Raw genomic sequence first — 26,071 nt, forward strand, 5'->3', positions numbered from 1 at the left:
TCTGCATCCGTGTTTGCCATGAAAACCGGACGATACGCGGACTGCTTACCCGATGAACACCTGGAATGCCATCATCGCGGCAATAGCAAGCGTGACGGTGACGGCGATATAATTCGGACTGGCCTCTTCGAGTGCCTCGGGCACGAGCTCCGAGAAGACCATCCAGATCATCGCTCCGGCCGCAATCCCAAGCCCCACAGGAAGCACCGGGCGAAACCATGCGACAAAGAGAAAGGCCGGGACAGCCATCAGCGGCTGAGGGAGACTCGAGAAGATACTCCACAGGCCCGCTCGCCAGATCGGTTCGCCGCGGGGTACCAAGACGAGCGAAATCGCTACGCCCTCCGGGATGTTGTGAACGGCAATCGCGAGACTGATGAACGCACCGAATTCAGACGTTTGGCCAAAAGAGACCCCTACTCCGATCCCTTCCGCAAAGGAATGGACTGTCATGATGCCGACGATAAGAATCGCCTTCAGGGCTCCAGCACCCGCGAGCTCGCCAACATGCGAAGTCTCTTTTTCCGGAAAAAACCGGCGGCTAACAACGATCCCAATCAATCCGGTTACCACACCGAGCATCGTGCGTGGCATACCATAACTCACACCTTCGAAAATCAAATTGAAGCTCGCGGCCAACATTAAACCCGCGGCAGCGGCGTTCCCGAGCCCTACCCAGCGAGTCGGGACATCTCGAAGAAAATATAGCGGCAAGGCACCGAGCCCCGTCGCTACGGCCGTGATCGAAGCATAAAGCAGGACCGTCCAGACGGTCGCATCCATAGAGGTTAAAATGATGCGATGAGGGTGAGATCGGGGTACGAAACAGAAGGCGACGGCTACTTTTTGATGGACGCCCCCGGCTCGTACGCGTGCAGCGACGGATTTAGAAGGTCTCCCCACGTATCGTCGTACGGATGAACCTCTCGCACCGTTGAATCGCCGCGTACCACACGCCTCCCTTCATTCACCCACCGAAAGATCGAGCCACGCACGTTGCTGACATTCCGAAATCCAGCATCTTGAAGGCGGTCAGCCACGCGCGCGGATCGGTAGCCAACGGAGCAGTACACGACGATGGGAGCATCACGGCCCATCGAATCAAACTCAGAAAAATCGGTCGTCGACGGATCGATGCGGCGGGCTCCGGGGATATGACTGACTTCGTACTCTTCTAGTGTTCGGGCATCAAGGAGCACGATAGAGTCGGAGGCAGCGAGGCGCTCAGCGAGAGAGTCGGTCGTAATCTCGGACACGTCGCTAAATCGAGTCTCGATCAGCCGGTCGACAGCGCTCCACTTCGTCTCTTCACTGCAGCCGGTGTAGAGAAGCGTCAGGGACAGAACGGACAGAAGCCAAGCGCGCATGTGAGCCACCGTTTGTGATCCGTAACGACGGGAAGAGTCAGTTACTGGATGATTCATCGGATGGATCGTCCTGGACGCTGGCGTCAAAAACAGGTTCGAAGTCCCGCAGCGGCATGCCGGCGTGGGCGGTATCGTCCTCGGCACGCTCAAGCTCCAGTTCGTAGGCTACGCGGTCGCTGCGATAGTAACGGCGCTGAAAGTACACATACTTGCCGCCTCGAGAGCAGGAGGTGCGCTCAATAACGAGAACCGCGGTTCCGGGAGACACGTCGAGGTGAGACGCGACATCGTCCGGTGCGTTGGCAGCGGTAATGCGATAATGCCCCCGCGTGATTGGGATGTCGTAGTCCTGCTCCAGGATCCCGTAGATGGTTTCATGCTCGAGGTCATGTCCATCGAGAAGCGACGCGTAAAACGCCGGCATCCACGTACGGTCGAATGCGATGGGCGCTCCGTCGCCGAGACGAAGGCGGTCGAGTCGAACCAGTCGTGCGTCCAGATCCTGGTCTAGCCGTGATGCAACATACCCTGGCACCTTCTCCGGCTCGAAGTGCGTGACGCGAGACGACGCCTCCAGCCCCGCCTGCGCCATGTCCTGCGCAAAATCTGTCAGGCGAACGAGCCCCTGCGTCTCGTGACGTTCTTCGACGAAGGATCCGAGCCCCTGCCTCCGGTAGATATATCCCTCGTGCTCCAGCGTCTGCAGGGCTCGACGAACCGTCACGCGGCTGACATCGAAGGTGGTGCCCAGTTGCTTTTCGGAGGGTAACTTCTCGTCGACCTCGTACACCCCGGTTTCGATTTGCTCGCGAAGGTAATCGCTGATTTGTTCATGGCGAGGACGTCCGGATTCAAGTTCCATGGGGGGACCCGTTTGGGCAGAAAGAAAACGGTCTAAGAGACGACCAGCCGGAGGCACCCGACTTTGGTGGCGATACACGTAATAACAGGTCGAAACTACTGGAAGGTTCCACACGCTCAGAACATTCTTCGTCCAGAAGCTCATCCGTCGAGATGCCGTACCTGACACGTTCACTCGAGCGTGGGTCATTTCAGCACTCCCCGGCGCAGCTGCTCCGAAATGTACGGGAGGATGTGGGTATGAGAGTGTGAGGGTGCGTCATGGTCGACGATCATGCTGAATCCAAATGATCGTCTCCGGATGCCGTGCCTCGGATGTGGGGCCGACTCGATCGAAAAAAGGAAAGAGACGCAGGAATCAACGTTTTCTGCCACCTTCACAACCTGTTTGGCGGATGGATCGCGAGATCAACCAAGCCTTGTATTGCGAACGGAGCGAGGACCGACCGGCGGGAGGTCCGTACCGTTGGATCGCCGAAGGCTGTCCGCCAAACAGGTTCTCACGCCTGCGAAACGCTTACACAGACGCTCGTGACCCCGACATTGTCATTTGGATTTGGTATAACGCCTCATTTCCGAGACGCATGAGATCCGTTTTTCGATGACATATGGAGACATTCCGGTTTGATATCAAAACGGTCCGGTAGCTAGCCGTCGAGAATGAACATTGAGCCCAACTATATATCGCCATAGAGAAAGCCGAGACGTACCATCAAAGGCGTGTGCCCACGATGGCGTCTCGGCTTACGATTGAACGACCGTCGGTTGGAGACGGCATTCGAGATGTACGATAGATCTATCTTGCGGAATCCGCTCAGGTCACCGTCGAAGAAATTCGGTTCACCCATGAATCGCGATCCTCCCCACCCGGCCTCCCGTCCAGACTCTGTTCAGATCCGTTGGTTGAGTTTCGCATCGATCGAAGTCGGCTTTTCAACTCAGCCCAATCATTTTCCAGCTTCTCAATTAAGCGGCTGCGCGTCGCGTCCGAAAGCGTCTCGTAGGCACTCCCTCGGAGTGCACGCAGTGCTCGCGCGTGATGACGCAATGCGCGTCGAACGTCGTCTTCTCGCCATGAATCCACCGACTGCGAGGAGCCGGAGGACCGAGAGAGCGAGAACGGCAACGATGTTCCTGAGGGCGTCGTGGAAGCGCTCATTCGTCGAGGGGATTTGATGAGAAAAGGTCAATCGACTGCTTCAGGCTACGGCAAAATTACCGGTACGTGACATTAGTCCATATATGAAGTGGAAGCGGTTCCAGAAGGGTCATGTTGATCATTGCAATCCCTGGCGCCTCGACAGCCCCAGGCCATGTTGCTGTTGCTTATGCTACGGAAGCCGTGTGTGTTGTGCTTCAGGCAATCATCAAGCCATCGCAATGAAATGGCTAATCATGTATGCGGGGAATCCCCCACACGGGCGTCGGTCTCCGGTGCATGTCGTCAATCAGACCGTCGGGGCGCTGCGACCTCTCCTCCGCAGCCACATGAAAATGCCCCCAGGTTAAACCGGATGCATCGTTCGCTCCGCGCCGTCATCCGTTCTCGCATGGCTGGCTCGCGGTTGCACAATGCACGGACCGATCGTCTCAAAAACGATACACGCTTTCTTCGCGACAAACCATGGAGCGTGACGATGGCGGTACGTACGCTACGTTCCGTGGCCTAAGCCATCACGGGCGACTCAGCATCCCTCCGTCGATATCGATTACGCCCGCAGATCATGAGACGAATCACAGGTCCAACGTGTCCAGTTGTCCGTTCGCCGTGCATCAATGGCTGCTCTCTCGAACGAACGCACACGCCCCCCATTCGAATGTATTGATTTCCTTCGTCCCCACAAAGCGAATGGCAGTGCCGAAGATCGGGGACGGTCTCCCTTCTGCCCACAATCGTTCTGTGCGATGATGCGGTATCACGAAGGGCGTTCTCGTTTTCCGCAAACGAGACACGCAGCGCGCAGTCTGTCGTTCAGCACTCCATGAGGACGTTACGTGTGTGCAGACTTCGCATTGCACATGGATCACGCGCGGATCTCGCGGGTCGTTCTTTCCCGCCGAAGCCAGACTATTCAAAACCCTCTTCGCTTTCCCTTGCCTGTGTCCGCTGACGGTCGCTCCTCTATTGCGCCTCCCGCCCCGCTCCGTGGAATTGACAACTCCTCCTTTGCCCACTTCAGCATCGTAAAGCGTCTCCCCGAGATTCTGCGGCGGGTCCTGCATGACAATACGTTTCCTCCGGGTGTGGAAGAATCGCTGATGCGCTTGCACGCCGAGATTCCCGGCACTCCGCTCCATCCAATCGACGAGAAGGGCGCCCCGGATCTCGACGCGTGGGCAGCGCACATCGACAACCTAGACGGCGAAAACTGGCTCGAGGTACCATGGTTCTTTGCGGAAACGTACTTTTATCGCCGGATCGTAGCGGCAACCGGTTACCTTACGAAGCCGCTCCACCATGTCGACCCGTTTAGCTATCAAAAATCGGCCGGCCTGCGAACGAACAGGGCGTCTATTCGACGATTTGCGCGAGTCGTGGAAGACGCTCTACGGGAGCGGCCTCTGACTCAAGAAGCGATGGGTGCCCTCCTTGCTCAAAGCCTCTGGGGAAACCGTGCGGACCTCAGCCTATGGGCGGCCGACGACGATGATCGAGGCCCTCTGGATCAATCCGACGACCACCTCTTCGTTGACGATCGAGATCGCACGGCACGCCTTCTCCGGAACCACGCTCCAGATGCCCGTCTCCTGTTCGTTGCGGATAACGCAGGGCTCGAACTCGTGGGAGATCTCTGCCTCATCGACGGCCTGCTCACGGGCGGCATCGCTTCACAGGTGAGAATCCATGTGAAGTCGCACCCAACGTTCGTTTCGGACGCGGTTCACGCAGATGTAGGCGCCACGATCACGTTTCTGCGCGACTCGATCAATCGCCACGCGCAAAAGCTCGGTGGACGCCTTCAAGAGCACGTAGACGCGGGACGCATCGCGGTTGAGGACGACTTCTACTGGACCTCTCCTCTTCCACTCTGGGAGATGCCCGCCCGTATCAGTGAGATGATGCGAGAGCACGATCTGACAATTCTGAAGGGAGACGCAAATTATCGCCGTATGCTCGGCGATCGACACTGGCCGTACACGACCCCGACCGAGGTCGCGACAAGCTATCTTCCAGCCCCAACCCTGGCGCTTCGAACCATGAAGGCAGAAGTCGCCGTCGGTTTATCTCAGAACGATATGAATCGCGCCGCCCTTTCCGGCCAAAACTGGGCGACGAGCGGCGAATGGGGATTTGTCCAGCTGTCATCGCGCGGCGGTTCATCCTCGGCGTGAGTGTTCAAACTGCAAGACGAAATCCACGCAGAGGGGATCACCGCGTACGGCCGTGCGACGCCTACGTCTCGGGTTGGGACACGAGAACGAGTGTACTTCGTCCGGCCATGGGGTAGCGACTTACCTCTTCCAGGCGAGGCGCATCCCCGATCGCGTACAGGTCGGAGGGGCTGGGCCGGGCCGTATCCGCTACTCGGTGCCAGCATGCACCCGTCGGTGGGTGGGGCAGCAACACATTCGCCGATTCGGGCCCGGCGTGAAATACGGCGACGAGATCCGGACCTTGGGGATCGCGGATATGCATTCCAAGCGTCCGGGCGTTTGGATCGTGCCAATTTACCGTCCGCCCGCGAGCATCAAACCACTCGACGTCTTGAGAGCTGTAGGATCGTCCGGCGCGAAGCATGGGCAGTTGCTTGCGAAGACGAATCGCTTTCCGCGTGAACTGGACGAGATCGTCGTACGCCTCGCGCCGTTGCCAATCGAACCAGCTAGTCTCGTTATCCTGGCAATATGCGTTGTTGTTTCCGCGCTGCGTCCGGCGAAATTCATCTCCCCCAAGAAGCATTGGTACCCCTCGCGAGAGTAGCAGCGTGAGAAGCATGTTGCGAACCTGCCGATTCCTCGTACGCTCGATCAGAGGGTCGTCGGAGGGGCCTTCTACACCGTAATTATTGCTGTAGTTGGCATCCGTGCCATCCCGATTGTTCTCGCCATTCGCCTCGTTGTGCTTGTGGTTGTAGCTCACGAGGTCGTTCAGCGTAAATCCGTCGTGGCTGGCGATGTAGTTGACGCTCGAATGGGGACCTCGGCCGGACGATGCATACAGGTCGGCACTACCGCCCAATCGACTTGCAAGATCGCTCACAAGGCCTGCGTCACCTCGCCAAAAGCGCCGCACGGTATCGCGATACGGCCCGTTCCACTCCGCCCACCGGTCGCGCGAGAACGAGCCGACCTGGTACGCCCCAGCCGCATCCCAGGCTTCCGCGATGATCTTCACATCGCGCAAAATGGGGTCCTCGGCGATGCGCTCCGTCAGCGGGGGATCCGCGAGGAGGCTTCCATCCTGGTCCCGGCCGAGAACGGAGGCGAGGTCAAATCGGAAGCCATCCACATGCATCTCCATGACCCAGTATCGTAGCGAATCAAGGATGAGATCACGCACGACGGGATGATCGGCTTTGACCGTGTTGCCGGTCCCCGTAAAGTCACGGTACCATTGTCGGTCCTCCTCAAGCAGATAGTAAATCGAGTTTTCCAGCCCACGCCACGAGAACGTCGGACCGAGGTGATTCCCTTCCCCGGTATGATTAAACACGACATCCAGAATCACCTCGATACCGGCAGCGTGCAGGGCATGAACCATCTGCTTAAACTCCAGCACCTGCTCGCCGCTCGTACCCGCACTGGAGTAGCGGCCTTCCGGCGCCATAAACGCAGCTGGATTGTATCCCCAGTAATTGGTGAGCGGCTCTCCGGTCACCGGATTCGCCCGAGTCAACTCCCGGGGGTTGAACGCCTGTACTGGAAGGAACTCGACCGCTGTAACGCCGAGCGACTGCAGATATGGAATCTTTTCAATGATACCGCGATAGGTGCCCGGATTGGCGACCCCACTCGACGCGTGTTGCGTAAAACCACGCACGTGGATCTCATAGATGATCGTGTCCGACCACGGGTGACGAAGTAGCGTATCACCTTGCCAGTCAAAGTGCTCTCCTGTGATGACGCACTTCGGGGTTTCGGCGGCGTTATCGTGCTCGTCTGCGTCCCATCCCCCGCCTTCGTCGGATCGGTGGAATCCGCGCGCCTTCTGAAAGTCCCAGTTTTCCGTGCCAGCGATCGCCCGCGCATATGGGTCGATGAGAAGCTTGTGCGGGTTGAACCGGTGTCCACGCCCGGGGGCCTGAGGCCCGTCCACGCGATACCCGTACAACGTTCCCGGAGCCAGCCCCTCGACCCAGACGTGCCAGATATCACCGGTCCGGTTGGCCGTTGGATCGAGCCCGATGACCTGTGACGGCTCTCCATGCAAGGGCTTCTCATAAATCTCCAGCCAGACCTGCGTAGCATGACGGCTGAAGAGAGCGAAATTGACGCCTCCATCTCGGATTTCGGTACCCAGTGGAAGTGGCACGCCGACGCGAACGCTACCGGTTTCGAGAAGTCCCTCCGCAAATGCCCGGTAGCCGTGCCCTCGCTCTTTGCGGGCACGTTCAACGGCAGCAACGAATTCAGCTGAATCGTTCGATTCGGTAGACATGATAGGTAAGCTATTTCCCCGTTCGCGACAACGACCACAAACAGCGGCGGCGCCCTCCGAACGACCCAGGCCCGAAAGCCAGGATCGCCACGTAGAAGGACGCCGCAATATACGCTATGTACGGGAGAAATGTGCGTTACGCCTCTCTCCAGTTACGCAACGCACGTCACCCCACGAAGGAGCGTAGACGCTGTAGCCCGCCAGGAACGGCCGGCATAGGGAGAATCAAAGTTATTCATTCGGCACACTTGGATGTCTATCATGCTTCGATGATGCTGATAATCAGACGCGTTGTCCGATCAATTTCGACGATGCGTTCAACCAGTGTTTCTGCTGCTACGGGTGCAATCAATCCTTGCCGTTTGCGATAAATGATGTCCAGTCGGGCCTCCTCAAGATCCACGAGGAAACTGCGAAGGACTTCGGCTTTTGCTGTGGCCGTCGGCGCATTTTTCAAAACATCCGGGAGTGATCCTGCCGTTACCGAGTCTGTAACCGAAGCTTGACTGTCCAGCGGGGCGGACACGGAAGTGCTGCTTGACGTTGTGCTGGTTGTGTCCGGCTCCGCCTCCCCGGTGCTGTCCACCGAATCCGGTGCCTGTGACTGGATCACATCGGCAGACAACGGCGGCGCAGGTTCCGTAAGGGAGAGACGCTCAAGGTAAGATGCCAGCCCCTTCCGTTGACGCTTGTACAGCGGACGAAGCAGGCTTGACAGGGCATCTCGGTCCCGGCGAACGAACACCGGAATCTCATCGAGTGGTGCTTTCACGTCCAACTCCATGTCGCCGGGATACACGTCCTGGCTCCACAGGTGCATCCACTCTCCCGGGGGGAGATAAACGCGTCGCGCCGTCGTACTATCCGTAATCGGTGCCACAAGTACATCGGGCCCCAGAAAATACTGATCTTCCCGATCCGTACGGTTCGCTGAACGCGGGACTTCCAGCATCAGCGGTCGCATGACGGGAGTGCCCGTTTCTTTCGCCGTCTTGTACTGATGCCAGAGATATGTGCTCAGGGACGAATGCAGTCGCGAGTAGCGGCGAATGATCGACGCCATTTCGGGGTCGGCCAACCAGGACTCGACGCCATACGAAGCGTCGAGATGCATGGACGGCGTGAACGCCTGAAATTGAATCCATCGGGCGAGCGCGGATCGATGGACCGTCGTCGAATCCGTCGTCGGCGTGGCGGTCCACAGGGGAACGCCAGCAAAGCCAGCGCTCTGAGCACTGATCACAGCAGCCGGTAGTCCGGTCGTCGAGTCAAAATCTGCTGTCCATCCCTTCGACTGCACTAAGCTCAACGCTCTGGATGCGCCGGCATCAACGGCACGACCGGCGATGACAGGATGCTTCATTCCGGCGTCCTTAAATGCTTTTCTCGTACCATGGACATAGCGTTGGCGCCACGTTCGCCAGAGGCTCGACTCGGCTTCTCCGCCGTGATACAGTCCGCTGTCCGGCAATGCCACCTCGTTGAGAATCACACCATTCACGTCTGCGCGGGCAAGTTGGGCGACGTGATTCGTCCACCAGGACTCGGACTCGGGATGCGTGAAGTCGACGAGAGCAACACGGGCCGAGTCGCGATCGATGGTAGACGAGTCGTCACGCTGTGGTCGAGACGGCGATGGCATCATCAGGGGTGCCCCGGTGCTATCCGCCACCAGGAGTTGGCGGGCGGCCGCTTCTTCGAACGCGGACGTCCCGGATCGAACGAGCGGCCACACATCGGCCATCACGTTGAAACCCGCATCACGGAGCTCCGCTACGGCCATAGCCGTCGAGGCACCTGTGTCCCGCGTCGACGTGAGCTGAGCGGAAGACGTCGCCCATGCTTCATCGACAACATACGCAGACGAAGCGACGTCATACGCGCGGAGAAGCCGAGTGTCACGCTCAATTTTGTCCAGAGCGTCGAGGTTGTGGCGATGCTTCCAGACGCCGTACTGAGCCGTCGGCGGCAGCCCCATCCGTCCGGTGGACTCCGTAAATCGAGCAATGATTTCTGCCGGCTCGGGCGCGGTGTAAAAGTGGAATGTCACCGTCGCGCCCTCCGCCCAGAAGGTGAACAGGTCGGTCGATGTGCCGAAGTCGAGGCGGAAGTCTCCTTCGGTTGGGAGATAGACACCGTAGCCTCGACTACTGAGCGCAAACGGGACCACACTCGAATCCCGACGGCTGTCGAGCGCCGTACCTCGTCGGTCGAGCCTCGCGGATCCTGTAGCATGGCTGTAAAACCGCTCGTCGTCCGACGGGACGAAACCGTATCCGATTCGCTCGATGTCGGGCGGTCCTTCAATCGTAACCTTGCTCACCGTCTGGCCCGTCTCCACGCTGATGCGCAGAGGCGTGCCCCGCTCCGTCAGCGCAGCATAGACACCGGGCTTGCCATCTACAGCGTCCGCGCTTACGACGCGTTCCCAGACTCCACTGAAGTAGAGGCCAAATGAGGCAGACTTGTTTGCCCGCGGCGGGGCTCCGATAACAGACCGCGTATTGTCATCGAGCTTCAGGTTGATGCGAAATGGCTCCGGGTCGATAGAGACTGGTTGTGCAGTAACCGGCAGCATCGCCAGAGCGAGAACGGCTGCAGCAGAAATACCAGACCGAATGAAGGCGCGAAGCATCATCCAAGGCAACAGGCACAGGAAAGGGGAAGAGTCATTCCCCCGGCGGATAATCTCACGATCACCGATCAGATCCTGCAAGCATAGGACGGCAGATCACAGAACCTCTATGCGTTTGGGGGAATGTGTTGATGTATTTTGCAAGCCCGGTGCCAACACTCTCCGCACCTCGAATCCGTCGTCTCTATCAGCTTCAATCGGTCGCAATTGAGCAGAGAATGACGACTGCGAGCCGTCTAGATTTGAAACCCAGATATCCCGGGACAGCGGCGCCGCCGAGGCATCATTCTCGACATTCAGCGAGACATATGTCCAGCCGATCACCCCAGCGATGTAGGCCGTCGCTACGAGGACAATACCGGCGTACTGAAGCCATAAACGCAGTTTCCCCGACCCAAATGCCTCCCCCGTATATCTCTTTTCCTCCGCCTTCGGTTCTCCGTTGGCATGATCAGATACACTGCGATTGGACATGGAAGATGAACCCATCGGACGGCCCGTTTCGGATTGCGTTTATTAACATTTGGCCAACGCGATGTTGATGTCCAGGTTGCCGCCTCTCCTCGACTCTTCCCTACTTTGAACGACACTGTTGCATAATCGATATTCCGCGAGTCGTGATCATATGTATCACACGCCGTCTCAACGTGTATCACGCGACACAACCAGCTACATCATCATCGCACAATTAATGACACAGGAGTTTTTATTCTCGTTGGACTGCGGGCTCTACCGACTGTATCTTGATGAATAGAGCGAGGTGAACGCTCTTATCCTGAGCCGGTTAGCGCGTTCGTCCATTCGGCGCACGTACCCTATGGCCTCACTTACCTCGACGCTAACAGCCTACGCGACCGCTCCATGGCGACGGATGCGGTCGGTCGATCGCGGAATCGTGGCGCGAGATGCGGTGTCCGGTCTCACACTGGCCGTGGTGCTCCTTCCACAGGCCATTGCGTTCGCAATCCTTGCCGGACTTCCGGCCGAGACGGGCCTGGTCACGGCGGTGATCGGAGCGATCGTGGGCGCTCTCTGGGGATCCTCTGTGCTCGTGCATACGGGTCCAACATCTGCCGTCTCGCTGCTCGTTATGTCGTCAGTCGCGGCTACCGCCCCGGCAGATCCCTCGGCCATGGTCGTCGTCGCCGGACTTCTTGCCGTGATGGCCGGCACCGTACAGGTCATCCTTGGCGTCGCGAGGCTCGGTGTGCTCGTGACATTCGTCTCGGATGCCGTTATCGTTGGCTTCGCCGCCGGCGCGGGAATCCAGATTGCTGTGAGTGAGTTGCGACATGTCCTCCGCGTGGACGTCGCCGCCCGGGCGCTCTGGCCACGACTGGAGGCGATTCTGCAGCAACTACCTGACGTTCACCTTCCATCACTGGTCATCGGAACGGCGACAATAGCTCTTCTTGTCGGCATTCGTATGATTCGGCGATCATGGCCCGCCACGCTTCTCGCCCTGCTCGCCACGTCGGCCCTAGCCGCCCTCCTCGGCCCCTCACAGCTTGGACTCAACGTCATCGGCGCCCTCCCGACGGATCTGCCCCGACCTCAGTCCCTTCCCATCTTTGACGGGGCTCTCATCTCTTCCCTCGCCACCGGGGCACTCGCAATCGCTTCCATCGGCCTGATTCAAACGATGGCGGTCGCCCGCTCCTTACCGAATCCCGGCGGTGAACGACTCGACGCCAACCAAGAGTTCGTGGGACAGGGGCTCGCCAATATCGTCGCCGGCTGGTTCTCCGGCTTCTCGGTTTCGGGCTCCTTCTCTCGGTCGGCCGTTGCAGCGGAGACTGGCGCCCGCACTCCCCTCGCTGCCGTCATCTCCGGTGCATTCGTGCTGGCGTTCATGCTGCTATTCGGCCCACTCGGTGCTTACCTGCCACGGGCCGCCCTTGCAGGCATCCTCATCGTCGTCGCGATCAAAATGATCGACCTCGATCGGATCCGCCAGGTCGTCCGCAGCAGCCGGGGAGAGTCCGTGGTGATGAGCGTCACGTTTCTCGGAACGCTCTTCCTTCCCATCGACGTCGCTGTGCTTGCAGGCATTCTCACGGCACTCGGCCACTACGTCTTGCGAACGAGTGCTCCCGATGTCGTACCCGTCCGGCCGGATGAATGCTTTCGCCACTTCGTTCGACACTCGCCGCAGGATCCATGCACCCAGCTCGCGATCTTCGACATTCGCGGGGACCTGTATTTTGGCGCAACCTCACACGTAGAAGATACGCTCCTCTCGCACTGCGACGACCACCCAGACCAGCGATTTCTGCTTCTTCGAATGCAGGGGGTCAATCGAATCGACGTAAGTGGCGTGCGGATGCTGGAGCGACTGGCCGAGGATCGGCGTCGTCACGTCGGCGATCTCTACCTCACCCGTATCCAGCGCCCGGTTCTCCGCTTCATGATCAGCACGCGATTCCACGAGACGCTCGGTCGCGACCACTTCCTGAACGTAGATACAGCCGTCGACACGTTATTTCACCACGTGCTCGACCCAGCAGTCTGCGTGTACGAATGTCGCATGCGCGCCTTTCGAGAGTGTCAGACGATTCCTCGCCCGGACATCCCGCTCCATCTGCGCCCCGCTGCACACGTGCCCACCGACGATGAAGTCACCGTCGAGACCATCGACGCGGTCGATCTATGGCAGGAGTTGCATGGACATGGGATCGAGCCCCGCATCATTGATGTCCGCGAGCCGCGCGAATTTGCTCGTGGCCACATTCCTGGTTCGGAAAACATTCCGTATCTCAACCTTATTGCCGATCCCTCATGCGCAATGGACGGCACGGATCGCCCCATCGTTATCGTCTGCCGCGGTGGCCGTCGCAGTCGTAGCGCGGGCGTGCATATCGCACCGATCCACGACCGGCAGGTCCGTGTGCTGAAAGGAGGACTTCTTTCCTGGGAATCGGCGGATCTACTTACGGCCATGGGCACCCCATCACATTCAAAAACAATTGTACCGGGTTGACACGGATGGATACCCGTAATCTTGGACTGGACCTCGTGCGCATCACCGAAGCGGCTGCTATCGCCGCCGGACGGCACATGGGCTTTGGGGATGCCATTCGGCCCGACGGTGACGCGACCACCGCAATGCGGCGTGAGTTGAATACGCTGCCCGTAGACGGGCGGATTGTTCTTGGAGAACATCGAGAACTCAAGTCGGATCGTATGCTCCGGCATGGCGATGCCGTCGGAACGGGTCACGGCGATGCCGTGGATCTGGTCGTCGATCCGGTGGATGGCCGCAATTTGCTTGCACGCGGACTGCCGGGGGCTATTTCCGTGATCGCAGCCGCTCCTCGCGGTTCGATGTGGGCACCGGAACGCGCCGTCTATATGGAAAAGTTGGTCGTCGATCGGCACGCTGCATCGGCCATCGTTCCGGAATGCCTGGACGCGCCGGCGGCGTGGACGCTATCCCTCCTCGCGCGGGTCAAAGAAAAAGCCGTCCGCGACCTGGTCATTTTCGTTCTCGACCGACCGCGACACGCCGACCTCATCGACGAAATTCGTGCAGCCGGTGCGCGTGTGATGCTTCAGGCGGAAGGCGATGTCGCGGGCGCTCTCCTTGCCGCGTCGCCACGTCACCCAGGCGTTGACGCGCTCATGGACATCGGCGGGATCCCGGAAGGCGTCATCGCCGCATGTGCGGTACGGGCGCTCGGTGGAGCGATGCTCGGCCGCCTCGCCCCTCAGTCGCAGAAGGAACGGAGCGACCTGCGAACGTCCGGTCTCGATGAGTCAGCTATCCTGACCGCCTCCGACCTCGTCTCCGGTACGGACCTTTACTTCAGCGCGACCGGCGTGACGGACGGCCCCGTACTCCGCGGCGTGCACTACCACGGGCAACGTGCAGAAACGCACTCGCTCGTTCTACGGGCAGAAACCCGAACGCGGCGCACAATTCAGGCAGAACACCTGCTGGACGAGAATGCAGACCCAACGTGGCTCGGTCACGATACGAATTGACTGACCACGTCCGAAAGGCTGCACCAGAGTACAGTTGTCAACCCCCGGCTGCTACCTACCGGACACGTTCATTAGAGCGTATTTCCCGGCGCTGCCGCTCCGAAATGTGCGGGAGTATGTGGGTATGGAAGTGTGAGGGTGCGTCATGTTCGACGATCATACTGAATCCAAATGATCGTGTCCGGATGCCGTGCCTCGGCTGTGGGGTCGACTCGACCGGAAAAGGGGGAAGACACGCAGGAATCAACGTTTTCTGGCACCTTCGCAACCTGTTTGGCGGATGGATCGCGAAAACGTGAGCGCCGTCTTTTATGGTGATTCGCAAGCTTGAATCGGGGAGCCTTTCACAATGACGTCGTCGACCCGGCTCGCGAGATCAACCAAGCCTTGTATTGCGAACGGAGCGAGGACTGACCGGCGGGAGGTCCGTACCGTTGGATCGCCGAAGGCTGTCCGCCAAACAGGTTCTCACGCCTACGAAACGCTTCCACAGACGATCGTGACCCCGACATTGTCATTTGGATTTATTATAACGCCCCGTTACTAAGACACATGAGACGCACGAGGTCCGTTTGTCAATGACATACGGAGACATTCCGGTTTGAAATCAAGACGGTCTGATAGCTAAACCCGGCTGCTTGCGTTTTCCGAATGATACTGTCAGGATCGTCCAAGCCGTATCATCGCAGCGGCTCCCAGTTGGGAAGAGAAACGTTTCAACGGTATACGTTCAAACGTTTTCTGTTTTCGGGATGGCGCATCCACCGAGTCAAAGCCGTTGTAGACACCAACATTTTAAAGTCAAAAGATCCTGTTTGCCGCGTCAATGCGAGCGGATCACCGTCGGCTCTATGATCGTCATGAATGGCCGTGCTGAGGTTTTTGCAACTCATCCGCGAAGCAGGTTGGAAATGGTATTAGACATAGAAAAGCCCGTGTCCCGATGGGTCGGACACGGACTAACAGGTCAACCACATGCGAACGCTTGGATCAGGCGTCCTCGTGTCGGTCGATGTTTTCGTTCAGGTTCTCGTGCTCCCCTTCAATGATTCCGGTGACGAAGAGCCCGGTTTTGTTCTCGAGTTCAGCAATCGTGTGCGTGTCCGGTGCACGCCGATACTCTCGCTTGATAAACTCATCCTGAATCGCTTTTGACGCCGCCTCTTGCTCGTCGTCGGCCTGCGTGACATTCGTAAATCGGTCGAAACCGTCTTTCGTAAAGCCGATGACAGTGTATGTGGCCATAATCGGTGTTGGTCGGTCGAGGATTAGCGGAAAGAGTCATACGGGCTAAGGGGCTATAAGTGTTCGGAGATCAGTTCCGACCGGGACCGTGACATCCCTCGTCTTTTCGAGCGCTACACTTCCTCCGTCACCGAGGCGTCAAGCCGCCGGGCGACGTCATCAATCAGAGCCGATACGCGCTGCAAACCAGAAGCACACGCCTCCGACGCCAGCAGACGCGTCTCCTCGTCGGGCGCAGGCGGCGGATCGAGTTCGCGCATGATGCGTCGGCGCTCCGCCTCCAGGCGACGACGCGTCGCTCCTACGTCGATGGAAACGTACAGCGTCTCCCCCGACCGAGAGGCCCGTGTCACATCGCCACGCAGAGCGTCCAGACTCAACGGTCCGACCGCCTCTTCGGCGACACCATCCGAGTCCCGACCGAAGTCCACGCGTCCAACCGTAACGGAACCTGCTACAACAACCATGTCGCCGTCGTCCGAGTCGAACCGAACCGGCTTATCAACCCAGTGCTCTGCGCTTTCTCCGTTGTAAGCAACCGGCACCTCGACGGCTGGAAGAACGAACTTTTTCTCTCGAAGGTGGGCGAGGTCCTCATTGATTGGATCGAGTTTCTCCGTCTTTGTCGCCTCGTACGCTTCGTTCGCCCGCTCGTACGTATCGACCTCCTCTCGGGCCGAATCGATCGCGTCTTCGATCCCCTGGAGGCGCAGATGAAACCCATCGAGCCATTCTGGCGCTGGGCTCCACCGCTCCTTCAGGTACCGATCGATTTTTAGCCGAACCACAGCCGTACAAAACCGAGCAACGGACGGCGTGTCGAGACCAGCGTCTCCTTCGTGCAAGACACGCCGGCAGTGCTCACACGCATCCAGAACGTCGTTGGCCTCCGCGTCGGTGAGAAATGGAGAAATTGGCTCCCCTTCGTCCCGAAACAGGTACAATTCGTTTTTCGCCCGGGTCAGCGCAACGTAAAAGAGGCGCCGCTCCCCTTCCATCAGGGTCTGCGGAGGAGCATCCGAACCGTCGTCTTCGTCCGTCTCCATCTCGACGCCCGTCAGGTTTGGAATCGTTCCATCGTTGCAGTCCGGGACGAAGACCACGGGCCACTCGCCTCCCTTTGCCCGGTGAATCGACCGTATTTCGAGGCTTTCCTCCCCGGGCCCCTGCTCCATCCGGTTGAATGAGATCTGCTTGACCCGCTCAAGCAACGCCTGCGTGGAACGTAGTCCTTTCGCAAAATGAACCAGCGACCGCGCGGTGCGGATGCGGTCATCGGCCGTTTCTTTGAAGGCGCTATGCCGCCGGATGTATCCCTCGTACCCCATGGAATCGATGAGCCACTCGACGGTCTCGCCGGCAGGTTCATCAAGGCGCCCGCGCAGGCCATCCATGACATCGAGAAAATCATCAACACCCTTTGCCGTCCGCGCATGCATGTCGTCGCGGAAGGAGTGCAACACATCCAGCACGGACGTCCGTTCCCGTCGCGCTCGGAGCTTGATGTTGTGGAGGACGGTGCCGGACACATATCGATTCGGCTCCAGCATCACCTTCTCGAACCGATCCAGATACTGTCGGACGCGTCGACTGTCTTGAAACCACCCCTCCTCACGAACCCGTCGATCGAGAACGGCGAAAAACAAGTGTCGCAGGAGCGCTTGAACCTGGGTGCGCAGATAGAACGGCGGGTTGCCTACGATTCGATACGGGATCTGCTCGCGGATCAGCTCCTGCTCGATGAATGGCGTCTGTGCGTACTGGCGCACCAGCAGAACGAGATCCCTGTGCGTCGCGCCGTCGCGAAGATGTTGTTGCACTTCCCGGACGAGCTCTCGCGCCTGCCCAACCCGTCCACGGCAGGCCCGCACATGCGTGTGGCCCTCGAACGTACGCGTCGGGTGAAGGCGCTTTGGGTGACGACGCTCGTTCTGGACAATGACAGCGTTTGCGAGACTTGTCTGCTGACCGGTCGAGCGGAAGTTGTCCGAAATCACGTATTCGTCCGCGTCGTACCGCTCCCCGAAATTGAGAATGAAGGACGGATCGGCACCCCGCCATTCGTAGATGCACTGATCGTCGTCGCCGATCACCATGTAATTTCGGTGCGGCTCCGTGAGCACATCGAGGAGCAGGGACTGCACGAGGCTCACGTCCTGAAACTCATCCACAAGAACGTAATCGAACTGGCCTTGCGCCTGCGTGCGCACGTCCTCATGGCACATAAGAACCTCCCACCCTTCCCGCAGCATATCGTCGAACGTGACCCAGCCCCGCTGCTCCCGGAGACGTTCGGCGTACCGATAGAGGGTCAGGAAGTCTTCATTATCATGCTCAGCCTGTGAGGCACGGTCGCGTGCATCCTCCGGAAGGTCGGTCTGATGCAGGTCGGCGTACGCGAGGCCTGTTTTCCACGCCGAGATCTGGTCCTCGAGGTCGGACTGCGGAATGCCGAGAGCGGATGTGTCCATGCTCCGCTCCATCGCGAGTTGCGTGCGCGCCTTCGCAGCCAGAATCCGTGCCATCGATGCCGGGTCGACCTCGCCGTTATTCAGGCGTCGAGGTCGGTGACCGAGACGCTCCGCCTGGGCAATAAACGTGCGTCCGAGCGAATGAAGCGTGCGGCACTGCACGCCCCTGATGCCAAGAGCTGTGAGACCCGATTCAAGATCTGACACCGTCGACCGGCTGAACGAACTTGCCAGAATCCGATTGGCCGCTGCGCCATCTTCGACGAGACGCCGAATCCGGTGGACCATCGATGTGGTTTTGCCCGCGCCCGCGACGGCAAAAACGAGGGCAGGACCATCGTCGTGGCGAACAATGGCCTGCTGTTCCGGCGTCAGTTTCCGAGTATCAAGGGCAAGTCCCGGCGTCCGGCCGGCGGAAACGGAATTAGACATTCGGCGGGCAGGCAAAGCATCAGGAGGAGTTGGGCGCATCGTTTCACGAGGCGTCGATGCGCTTCGTTCGCCCTACACAATGATTCCACGATCGGGCATCATAGGGTGTCGTGACAGCGGCCTTTACATAGACAATCCCGTTCTCAAATCATGATGCCTCCGTCGACCGACAAGACATGCGAAACCGGCCCCGATCGAGGTGACCGGGACCGGCTGGGAGACGGACAACGGTAATAGCACGAACGGTTATTCCATCCGCTCAAAGTGAACACCCTCCGTCCGACCGTTGCCGGCATCAAACCCGACGATGGACCCGTTGTCTCCTCGAACAAACTCAATGTTCGTCACGGGAAACGTGCCGGAGAAGCGATCTTCCTTTGTTGGGCGCAATTCGATGTCATCCAGGCGCGCATGAGTCAGAACAAGCACGCCGTCCTCGACGACCATCGTGTAGGTGGTCTGTAGTTCGTCGCTGTAATAGTTGCCCGCGTACGCAGCAAGAGAGTCGGCGGCCGGCTCCCACGGCTTCGCTTCAATCCGGGATGCCGGCTGCTCGCCGTTCTGATACAGGGTCAACGCCTGAGCTTTCCCGTCCGCCACGTCGCGGAATTCAACGCGCGCTTCCACAGCGATAAGATCAAACTCTTTCGGGCCGACGGGAACGATTTCGAGTTTCGGCTGACCGGTTGCCTGCACGTAGAACGTCCCCTCCTCCTGGGTAAACGTGAGGACGAACCCGGACACATTGTCCAGTTCGTATCGCCCCGCAAACGTTTCGAATCGTTGGGGCGTCATCTCGGCTGGGTCGAACGTGCTGGAATCGCTCGTAGCCTCATCAGCCGGTGCGGTGTCCGACTCCAACTCCATGGCATCCCCGAAGAAGACCTCCGCGACATCCTGAGGTAGCGAGCCCGGTACCATTGCATTATTCGACATCAGAATAAAACCGGCATCGAGATCGGGAAAGTACGTGAGTTGAGCGCGATGCGCGAGATCGGAGCCCCCGTGCTGGATGACGTTGAGGCCGTGCCTCTTCTGGACGAAGAGGCCGAGCCCATACTCCGTCGTGTCACCGCTCGCGAGCACGTACGGGGTCGTCATCTTCTCGTAAGCCTCCGATCCCCCGAGTTCATGCGTGTCGAAATTGTCGATCCATTTTGCGAGATCCCCAAGCGTGGTGTACATACCTCCGGCCCCCATCGACGCCGGCAGGTCGAATCCTTCGCGATACTCCCCATCCTCCATCACGTAGCCCTGGGCCGCATGTGGCACGATCTCCGAGCGGGGCGCCCGCACGAGCGTGTTCGTCATACCCAGAGGCTGAAATACATTCTCATTCATGTAGGTGGGGAAAGACATGCCGGACACCTTCGCGACAATCCTGGCCAGAAGCTGGTATCCCGTGTTGTTATAATTCCATCGCGCACCCGGCGAATTTTGGAGCTCGGGCTGACGCTGTATCACCTCGTACGTCATATCGTCGTCGATGAAGTCTCCTTTTTCGATTCGGATACCCGACATGACGGCGGTGTTCATGATCTCACGATACCCGCTGGTGTGCGTGAGCAGATGCCGAATTCGAACCGTGTCTTCGAAGGCCTTGACCTCCGGCAAGTGCTTCGTCACAGGATCGTCCAGCGAGAGCTTTCCCTCATGCTCCAAAAGGAGGACAGCCATCGCGGTGAACTGCTTGGAGACGGAGCCGATGTTGGAGGGTGTATCGACGGTAAAAGGCGCCTCCGCTGTTAGATCGGCCATCCCGAACGCCCCGCTGTACGTGAGTTCGCCATTCCGTACAACACCGACAAGCAGCCCGGGCGCATCGCCGGTCAGCCGGTAGGCCAACTGCTCAACGCGGGCTTCAGGCGTCTCCGCAATCGGCTCGATGCCATCCAGACGCAACGTGTAACGGCCCGTGTCCTTCTCGAACGGCGTCACCACCAGCTCATACACGCCTTTCGCCTCAGACTCGAAATTGAAAGGCTCCGGCCCCTCGCCGGACATGTCGATCTGCACCACCGTGGAACTGTCTGGAGCGATCACTTCGATAACGACATCTACCGATTCCTGATTGGCCGTACCAAAAACGAATTGACCGGCGTCGAGAGAGACCGAATAGCGATGCATGTCATCCTCGCCAAGCGAATCGGCCACGCTCTCCGACACAGACAGAGTGCGACCCGCCGTCTGGGCGGTAGCCTGCGGTATTCCGATCACGGAGGCAGCAAGAACGACGACGAGCAGGCAAATGATAGCCGCTCGATCATTCAATTGACGAAACATCAGACACGGAAGGATTCGATTCACGGAAAAGCGAGGCTGTCGACCGATTATACATCTAAAGCACGACGATTTCTACTAAATGGTTACACGATTGACGACTGTTTTTCGGGCGATCCGTCCGTTGAAGGTCTGCTCACGTGTCGACCGGGGCTGAATACAAAAGCGCCTCTCTCCCACATCGGGACAGAGGCGCTTTTCTACTTCAATTGGACGCAGGTGGCCTACTCTACCGTGACGCTCTTTGCGAGGTTGCGGGGCTGATCAACGTGGCATCCGCGCATGACAGCGATATGGTAACTCAGAAGCTGTAGCGGGACGACCGTCAACAGTGGTGAAAGGAACTCTTCCGTCTTCGGAATACGCAGCACGTACTCGCAGAGTTTGTCGAGTTCGCCATTTCCCTCGTCCGTAATCGCGATGACTGACCCGTCGCGCGCGACAACCTCCTCGATGTTCGATACCACTTTGTCGTACGTCGAGTCCTTCATCGCAATAAAGACGACCGGCATAAAGCGGTCAATGAGAGCGATCGGACCGTGCTTCATCTCCGCAGCGGGGTATCCCTCGGCGTGGATGTAGCTAATCTCTTTGAGCTTCAACGCTCCCTCGAGTGCAACCGGGAAGTTATAGCCTCGACCGAGGTACAGGAAGTTCGACGCGTATCGGTAGACGCTCGCCATCTCCCGAATCTCGTCGTTCATGTCGAGCACCTCATCGACCTTATCCGGAATGGATGCCAGCGCGTGGAGGTTGTGCGCCATTTCTCCCGTTGACAGCGTGCGATTTTCCGCAAGCTTGAGGGCGATCATGGCGAGGACCGTGACCTGCGCGGTGAATGCCTTGGTCGATGCAACGCCGATCTCGGGACCGGCATGCAGGTAGACGCCGGCATCCGTCTCGCGTGCAATGGTGGAGCCAACGACGTTGCAGATGCCGAGGCACAGTACGCCTTTTTTGCGCGCCTCTCGAACGGCCGCCAGCGTATCGGCCGTTTCACCACTCTGGGAGATGACGACGACCACGTCGCCGTCGCGGAGAATGGGATTCCGATACCGAAACTCACTGGCGTACTCGACCTCGACCGGGATTCGCGCAAACGACTCGATGAGATATTCGCCGACGAGGGCGGAGTGCCAGGACGTGCCACAGGCCGCGATAATGATGCGATCCGCATCCACAAGCTGATCCCACACGGTGTGCAGACCGCCTAGAACCACTCGCGGGTCCTCGGGAAGCAGACGTCCACGCATCGAGTCCGACAGCGAGGTCGGCTGCTCCATGATTTCCTTCAACATGAAGTGGTCGTAGCCGCTCTTCTCGATCTCACCGAGATCCCACTCCAGCTCATGCACCTCTTTTTCCAGCGGGACGTTCTCGACCGTCTTCACCTCGTACCCGGAGCGGCTCACCGTCACGATTTCGCCGTCGCTCAGGTAGACAACCTGGCGCGTGTGCTCGACCAACGGCGCCGCATCGGAGCCGATAAAGTACTCACCATCTCCAATGCCGAGGATGAGCGGGCTCCCCTTGCGAGCAGCAATCAGCTTGTCGTTGACACTTGAGACGACAGCAATTCCGTACGTCCCGACGACCTGTGTCAAAGCCTGACGGATGGCTTCTTCCAGCGAAAGATCGGTCTCCGCGCGGATGTCATCGATCAGGTGAACGAGAACTTCGGTGTCGGTATCGCTCTCGAACGTGTATCCCTTCTCCGATAACCGTTGACGGATGACTCCGTGATTCTCGATGATCCCGTTGTGAACCAGGGCGAACTCCCCCGTCACGCTTGTATGAGGGTGCGCGTTTTCGTCCGTGGGCGGTCCGTGGGTCGCCCAGCGCGTGTGTCCGACGCCAAGCGTTCCTCTGAGCGGTTGACCGTTGACGGCGGATCGAAGCTCATCCACCTTTCCCTTTCGCTTCTCGACGACCAAGCCGTCATCTCCTACGATGGCAAGACCGGCCGAGTCGTATCCTCGGTATTCGAGTCTTTTGAGACCGGTCAATAAAATCGATTCGGCTTGTTGATCACCGATGTATCCAACAATTCCACACATGTAAGGCCAGTCGAAACGTGATCAGGACGTACTGCTCAGAGAGGTGCTCTCTCCCGATGCTGCATGACACATTTGCACGAGAACCGTGCCACGGACAGCAGAGAGAATTGCGGGAGAACGAACGATGAGAAAAGAAACGACGAGAAAGCTAAGACTGCAACCTTTGAGGATGCTTATGTCGTTAAGAAGGTGACCGTCACGATTCGTGTCCCGTTTTCCCCGAAGCCGCAATGAACTTCCCCTACCGGCTTGTTGTTCGCCGCTCGTCGTATGACACTCAGCGTGCTAGTACCGGTCCAGCGTAAATTTCTCACCGAGATACCGCTTTCTGACTTCTGGATCGGCTGCAAGCTCTTCGGCGGTGCCGGCCTTTAGGATATCTCCTTCATACAACAGATACGCACGATCGGTAATTGCCAGCGTCTCGTGGACGTTGTGGTCGGTGATGAGCACGCCAATTCCTCGCTCTTTGAGTCCGGCGACGATGGACTGAATGTCTTCCACGGCAATCGGGTCGACGCCCGCGAACGGCTCATCCAAGAGAAAAAATTGGGGACGCGTCGCCAGCGCACGGGCAATCTCGGTACGGCGCCGCTCTCCGCCAGACAATGCGTAGCCTTTCGACTCCCGAACGCGGTCCAACCCAAACTCACGAATCAGAGCTTCGACGCGAGCTTTTCGCTCCTGCGCACTGATTGGCTGAAACTCGAGCACAGCATGCAGATTGTCCTCAACGGACAACTCACGAAAGACGCTGGTCTCCTGCGCAAGGTATCCCACACCGCGGCGTGCGCGCTTGTACATGGGTAGCCGCGTCACGTCATCGCCGCCGAGAACGATGCGACCCTCATTCGGCCGAATCATGCCGACGATCATGTGGAAGGTGGTCGTCTTCCCCGCACCGTTCGGTCCCAAAAGCCCGACAATCTCACCCTGTTGCACGCGCAGGCTCACGTCTTTGACCACAGCACGTTTCTTGTAGCGCTTGGTCAGGTGCTCGGCAGACAACACGATCGGGTCGTCCGGAATCGACCGCTGGGCGACGGTCGGCTCCGATTCGGGAGCTACCTTCGGACTCGTCTCGGTATTCGAGGGGGCGGAGTCACTCATGCGGAACGTACACGGTCGTACTATCAGAAGGGGAAGACGGGGACCGCTGTATGTCCTCAACGTCGCGGGACGTGCGGCGTGAGGTCGTGTCCCTGGGAGCGGTTGAATCCTGCTCGGACGTCCTGGATCCGTCCCGCCCCGACGGGGATGTCGCGGGCGCTGCGTTCTCTGCAGCAACGCGTGCCGAATCTGACTCCGGGTTCGTCTCCGGGCGAAGTCGACGACGTACTCGTTCATCCGTAACGTAGTCTTTCTTTTCTGGTCGCCGGTCAGGCGTCCAGACGAACCCATCCAACTGAAAAGGGTCCGGCACGATTTCCTGCTTGTAATATGTGGTTTCCGTGCCCCCCAACACGCTAACACGTTCGACATCACCTTTCGCAAAACGCAGGACGATGCGATCGGCACTCGTCTTCGCTGCCCCGTTCGCCTCCCCGTCACTTCCGGTCAAGAACCGAATCGCTAGGGCGTTGGGCTGGGCGACAATCTGCCGGATGGAGTCCCGCCGAAAGACCGCCGTGATCAATCGCCCTTTGAGCTGCTGCACCTTTCCGCTCACGCTGTCTTCCTGGGAGGCGAACGCATTTGAGCGGACAAAGACCGTATCGACCGACCGGTTCTTCGCCACAACGCGGATCGTATCTCCTGATACTTGCGAGCCATCGAACCAGGCCATTGGTCCGCGATACAGCCGCGTCTCTTCCCGCGACGGCGCATCATTTTCTGCGTCATCGTCTCCGCTTGCAGAAAAGCGATCGTAGACGACCGAATCGGCTGTGGCGGAGAGGTCCTGCTGCCAGATACGAACGGAATCAATCGCGACCATTCGGTTCAGCGTATCCGTCCGTAGCGCATTGAGTCGATGCGACCGAACGAGCAGCGTGTCAGTGGGCTCTCCGAGACTATCTACTCGAACCTGTAGGAGGATCGCTCGACCGGTAACACGACTGGTTTTCTCCTGCTCGTCGTTCACAGCCTGATCGCCCCAGAGCAGCGTTTGCTCCCCTGCGTCGGCGGGCTCCTCTGCCTCCGTTTCATCAGGAGAAGCGTCCGGACGATCCGACGCGGCCCGCGCTTCTAGCGAATCGTACCCGGCGCTTCGCTCTGCAAGTGCCTGCGACGTCGGGTTGCGGTCGATAAAGACGTCGCCCCGTGCCTCCGTTCGCTCCTCGTCCCGGTAGTAGACCACAGTGTCCGCCTCCATGTACGTATCCGGGTCGCGGACTTCCACCTCACCAAAAAAGTCGGCCCGCTCTTGCTCCGAGTAGTAGACGCCGGACTCGGCGCGGAGTGTCCGGTCGTCATCCACGAGCAGAACGGAGTCTGGGAAGACGGATCGCTTCTCGTCGGAATAATAAATTGCACGTGTCGAGTACACATCGACATCACCGTCGGAGAGGTGAACACGGCCGAAAGCGCGCCCCACTTTCGAGCGTCGGTCATACCGGACGGTGGTCGACCGAAGCGTGTCTCCTCGTTCAAAAATCACCACGTCGCCGCGGAACAGAAACTCATCCTTCGACAGGTACCGGACGGCTTCGCGGGACCGGAGAATCGTGCTGTCCTGCCGGACGAAAACATTTCCGAAGAGCTCCTGGAGGCGCTCCCCTTCTTCACCATCACGAGCGGACAACGAATCCGCACGAACGCGAACCCTCTGATCACTTCCCGCGGCCGTTTCCCCGGAGGGGATGGTGTCTTGCGGTGTCAGACGCCGAAGCGAGTCGTTGGAGGGCTCGGTCCGACGTGTCGTGTCAATTTGAATTCGGTCGTCGCGGACGGTATCTAACGCTGCAGCCGGAAGCGAGTCCGTATCCATGATCGAATCGGCACCCGCTGCCAGAGAGTCCGCATCGAGCGTGTCGACGGACACTGAGTCTGCCATTTGATCTGAAGCATCCGAGGACGACTGAAACGCAGCACAGCCCGTGAGCACGCTCCCCCAGCAAAGGATGGCCAATCCCGCCACCACGAGTCGGTATTGGGCTTCCGATATCAGAAAAGGGCGATAAACGGGTGTCACGAATCGT

At 58.9% G+C, this 26,071-nt stretch carries 16 protein-coding genes; 3 read left to right on the top strand and 13 right to left on the bottom strand.

Annotation, left to right across the window (positions count from 1 at the left end; genetic code table 11):
- Positions 1–45: 45 nt before the first annotated feature.
- From CRI94_RS03120 to CRI94_RS03135, 4 genes are all read right to left on the bottom strand, one after another.
- Positions 46–783 (bottom strand): ZIP family metal transporter, encoded by a 738-nt coding sequence (locus tag CRI94_RS03120; RefSeq protein WP_098074182.1) that lies wholly within the window; start codon positions 781–783, stop codon positions 46–48.
- A 56-nt stretch (positions 784–839) separates the two neighbouring features.
- Positions 840–1,367: a rhodanese-like domain-containing protein gene (locus CRI94_RS03125; protein WP_098074183.1), complete on the bottom strand. Its 528-nt coding sequence runs from the start codon at positions 1,365–1,367 to the stop codon at positions 840–842.
- Between the two features lie 37 nt (positions 1,368–1,404).
- On the bottom strand, positions 1,405–2,229 hold the full coding sequence (locus tag CRI94_RS03130; RefSeq protein WP_098074184.1) for a GntR family transcriptional regulator: 825 nt from the start codon (positions 2,227–2,229) through the stop codon (positions 1,405–1,407).
- 813 nt (positions 2,230–3,042) lie between these two features.
- Positions 3,043–3,387 (bottom strand): hypothetical protein, encoded by a 345-nt coding sequence (locus CRI94_RS03135; protein ID WP_098074185.1) that lies wholly within the window; start codon positions 3,385–3,387, stop codon positions 3,043–3,045.
- Between the two features lie 941 nt (positions 3,388–4,328).
- Here CRI94_RS03135 and CRI94_RS03140 point away from each other — a divergent pair.
- Positions 4,329–5,561 (top strand): damage-control phosphatase ARMT1 family protein, encoded by a 1,233-nt coding sequence (locus tag CRI94_RS03140; protein ID WP_179862130.1) that lies wholly within the window; start codon positions 4,329–4,331, stop codon positions 5,559–5,561.
- 61 nt (positions 5,562–5,622) lie between these two features.
- On the opposite strand, the gene glgX is transcribed toward CRI94_RS03140, so the two are convergent.
- From glgX to CRI94_RS03155, 3 genes are all read right to left on the bottom strand, one after another.
- On the bottom strand, positions 5,623–7,827 hold the full coding sequence (gene glgX, locus CRI94_RS03145) for a glycogen debranching protein GlgX (protein ID WP_098074187.1): 2,205 nt from the start codon (positions 7,825–7,827) through the stop codon (positions 5,623–5,625).
- Between the two features lie 259 nt (positions 7,828–8,086).
- Positions 8,087–10,465, bottom strand: a complete 2,379-nt coding sequence (locus CRI94_RS03150; protein WP_098074188.1) for a TIM-barrel domain-containing protein — start codon at positions 10,463–10,465, stop codon at positions 8,087–8,089.
- Between the two features lie 93 nt (positions 10,466–10,558).
- Positions 10,559–10,936, bottom strand: coding sequence for a hypothetical protein (locus CRI94_RS03155; RefSeq protein ID WP_098074189.1), 378 nt, complete (start codon positions 10,934–10,936; stop codon positions 10,559–10,561).
- Between the two features lie 343 nt (positions 10,937–11,279).
- Between CRI94_RS03155 and CRI94_RS03160 the strand changes: the two genes are divergently transcribed.
- Positions 11,280–13,442 carry a SulP family inorganic anion transporter gene (locus CRI94_RS03160; protein WP_098074190.1) on the top strand — a complete coding sequence of 721 codons (2,163 nt, stop codon included), beginning with the start codon at positions 11,280–11,282 and terminating at the stop codon, positions 13,440–13,442.
- 5 nt (positions 13,443–13,447) lie between these two features.
- Positions 13,448–14,446 carry a class II fructose-bisphosphatase gene (glpX, locus tag CRI94_RS03165; RefSeq protein ID WP_098074191.1) on the top strand — a complete coding sequence of 333 codons (999 nt, stop codon included), beginning with the start codon at positions 13,448–13,450 and terminating at the stop codon, positions 14,444–14,446.
- 990 nt (positions 14,447–15,436) lie between these two features.
- On the opposite strand, the gene CRI94_RS03170 is transcribed toward glpX, so the two are convergent.
- The 6 genes from CRI94_RS03170 to CRI94_RS03195 all read right to left on the bottom strand — a co-directional run bounded on the left by CRI94_RS03170 (position 15,437) and on the right by CRI94_RS03195 (position 25,926).
- The gene (locus CRI94_RS03170; protein WP_098074192.1) at positions 15,437–15,691 is read right to left on the bottom strand and encodes a hypothetical protein; all 255 of its coding nucleotides are present in this window, start codon (positions 15,689–15,691) and stop codon (positions 15,437–15,439) included.
- A gap of 113 nt (positions 15,692–15,804) precedes the next feature.
- Positions 15,805–18,594, bottom strand: coding sequence for an ATP-dependent helicase (locus CRI94_RS03175; RefSeq protein ID WP_179862131.1), 2,790 nt, complete (start codon positions 18,592–18,594; stop codon positions 15,805–15,807).
- 246 nt (positions 18,595–18,840) lie between these two features.
- Positions 18,841–20,877, bottom strand: a complete 2,037-nt coding sequence (locus tag CRI94_RS03180) for a serine hydrolase domain-containing protein (RefSeq protein WP_098074194.1) — start codon at positions 20,875–20,877, stop codon at positions 18,841–18,843.
- A 221-nt stretch (positions 20,878–21,098) separates the two neighbouring features.
- Complete coding sequence (glmS, locus tag CRI94_RS03185; RefSeq protein ID WP_098074195.1) at positions 21,099–22,931, bottom strand: glutamine--fructose-6-phosphate transaminase (isomerizing); 1,833 nt, start codon at positions 22,929–22,931, stop codon at positions 21,099–21,101.
- 285 nt (positions 22,932–23,216) lie between these two features.
- Entirely contained in the window at positions 23,217–23,945 is a 729-nt protein-coding gene (lptB, locus tag CRI94_RS03190; RefSeq protein WP_342751886.1) for an LPS export ABC transporter ATP-binding protein, read from the bottom strand.
- Positions 23,946–24,033: 88 nt separating this feature from the next.
- Positions 24,034–25,926, bottom strand: a complete 1,893-nt coding sequence (locus CRI94_RS03195) for an OstA-like protein (protein WP_098074197.1) — start codon at positions 25,924–25,926, stop codon at positions 24,034–24,036.
- Positions 25,927–26,071 lie beyond the last annotated feature (145 nt).

The sequence above is a fragment of the Longibacter salinarum genome (genome assembly GCF_002554795.1).
GTDB classification, from domain to species: Bacteria; Bacteroidota; Rhodothermia; order Rhodothermales; family Salinibacteraceae; genus Longibacter; species Longibacter salinarum.

Bases quoted from the DNA above. Each gene is read 5' to 3' on its own strand.
- CRI94_RS03160 (WP_098074190.1), top strand. From the start codon at position 11,280: ATGGCCTCACTTACCTCGACGCTAACAGCCTACGCGACCGCTCCATGG.
- CRI94_RS03135 (WP_098074185.1), bottom strand. From the start codon at position 3,387: ATGAGCGCTTCCACGACGCCCTCAGGAACATCGTTGCCGTTCTCGCTC.
- CRI94_RS03195 (WP_098074197.1), bottom strand. From the start codon at position 25,926: ATGGCAGACTCAGTGTCCGTCGACACGCTCGATGCGGACTCTCTGGCA.
- CRI94_RS03170 (WP_098074192.1), bottom strand. From the start codon at position 15,691: ATGGCCACATACACTGTCATCGGCTTTACGAAAGACGGTTTCGACCGA.
- CRI94_RS03120 (WP_098074182.1), bottom strand. From the start codon at position 783: ATGGATGCGACCGTCTGGACGGTCCTGCTTTATGCTTCGATCACGGCC.
- glpX (WP_098074191.1), top strand. From the start codon at position 13,448: ATGGATACCCGTAATCTTGGACTGGACCTCGTGCGCATCACCGAAGCG.
- CRI94_RS03175 (WP_179862131.1), bottom strand. From the start codon at position 18,594: ATGTCTAATTCCGTTTCCGCCGGCCGGACGCCGGGACTTGCCCTTGAT.
- CRI94_RS03150 (WP_098074188.1), bottom strand. From the start codon at position 10,465: ATGATGCTTCGCGCCTTCATTCGGTCTGGTATTTCTGCTGCAGCCGTT.
- CRI94_RS03180 (WP_098074194.1), bottom strand. From the start codon at position 20,877: ATGTTTCGTCAATTGAATGATCGAGCGGCTATCATTTGCCTGCTCGTC.
- CRI94_RS03125 (WP_098074183.1), bottom strand. From the start codon at position 1,367: ATGCGCGCTTGGCTTCTGTCCGTTCTGTCCCTGACGCTTCTCTACACC.
- CRI94_RS03155 (WP_098074189.1), bottom strand. From the start codon at position 10,936: ATGTCCAATCGCAGTGTATCTGATCATGCCAACGGAGAACCGAAGGCG.
- glgX (WP_098074187.1), bottom strand. From the start codon at position 7,827: ATGTCTACCGAATCGAACGATTCAGCTGAATTCGTTGCTGCCGTTGAA.
- CRI94_RS03130 (WP_098074184.1), bottom strand. From the start codon at position 2,229: ATGGAACTTGAATCCGGACGTCCTCGCCATGAACAAATCAGCGATTAC.
- glmS (WP_098074195.1), bottom strand. From the start codon at position 22,931: ATGTGTGGAATTGTTGGATACATCGGTGATCAACAAGCCGAATCGATT.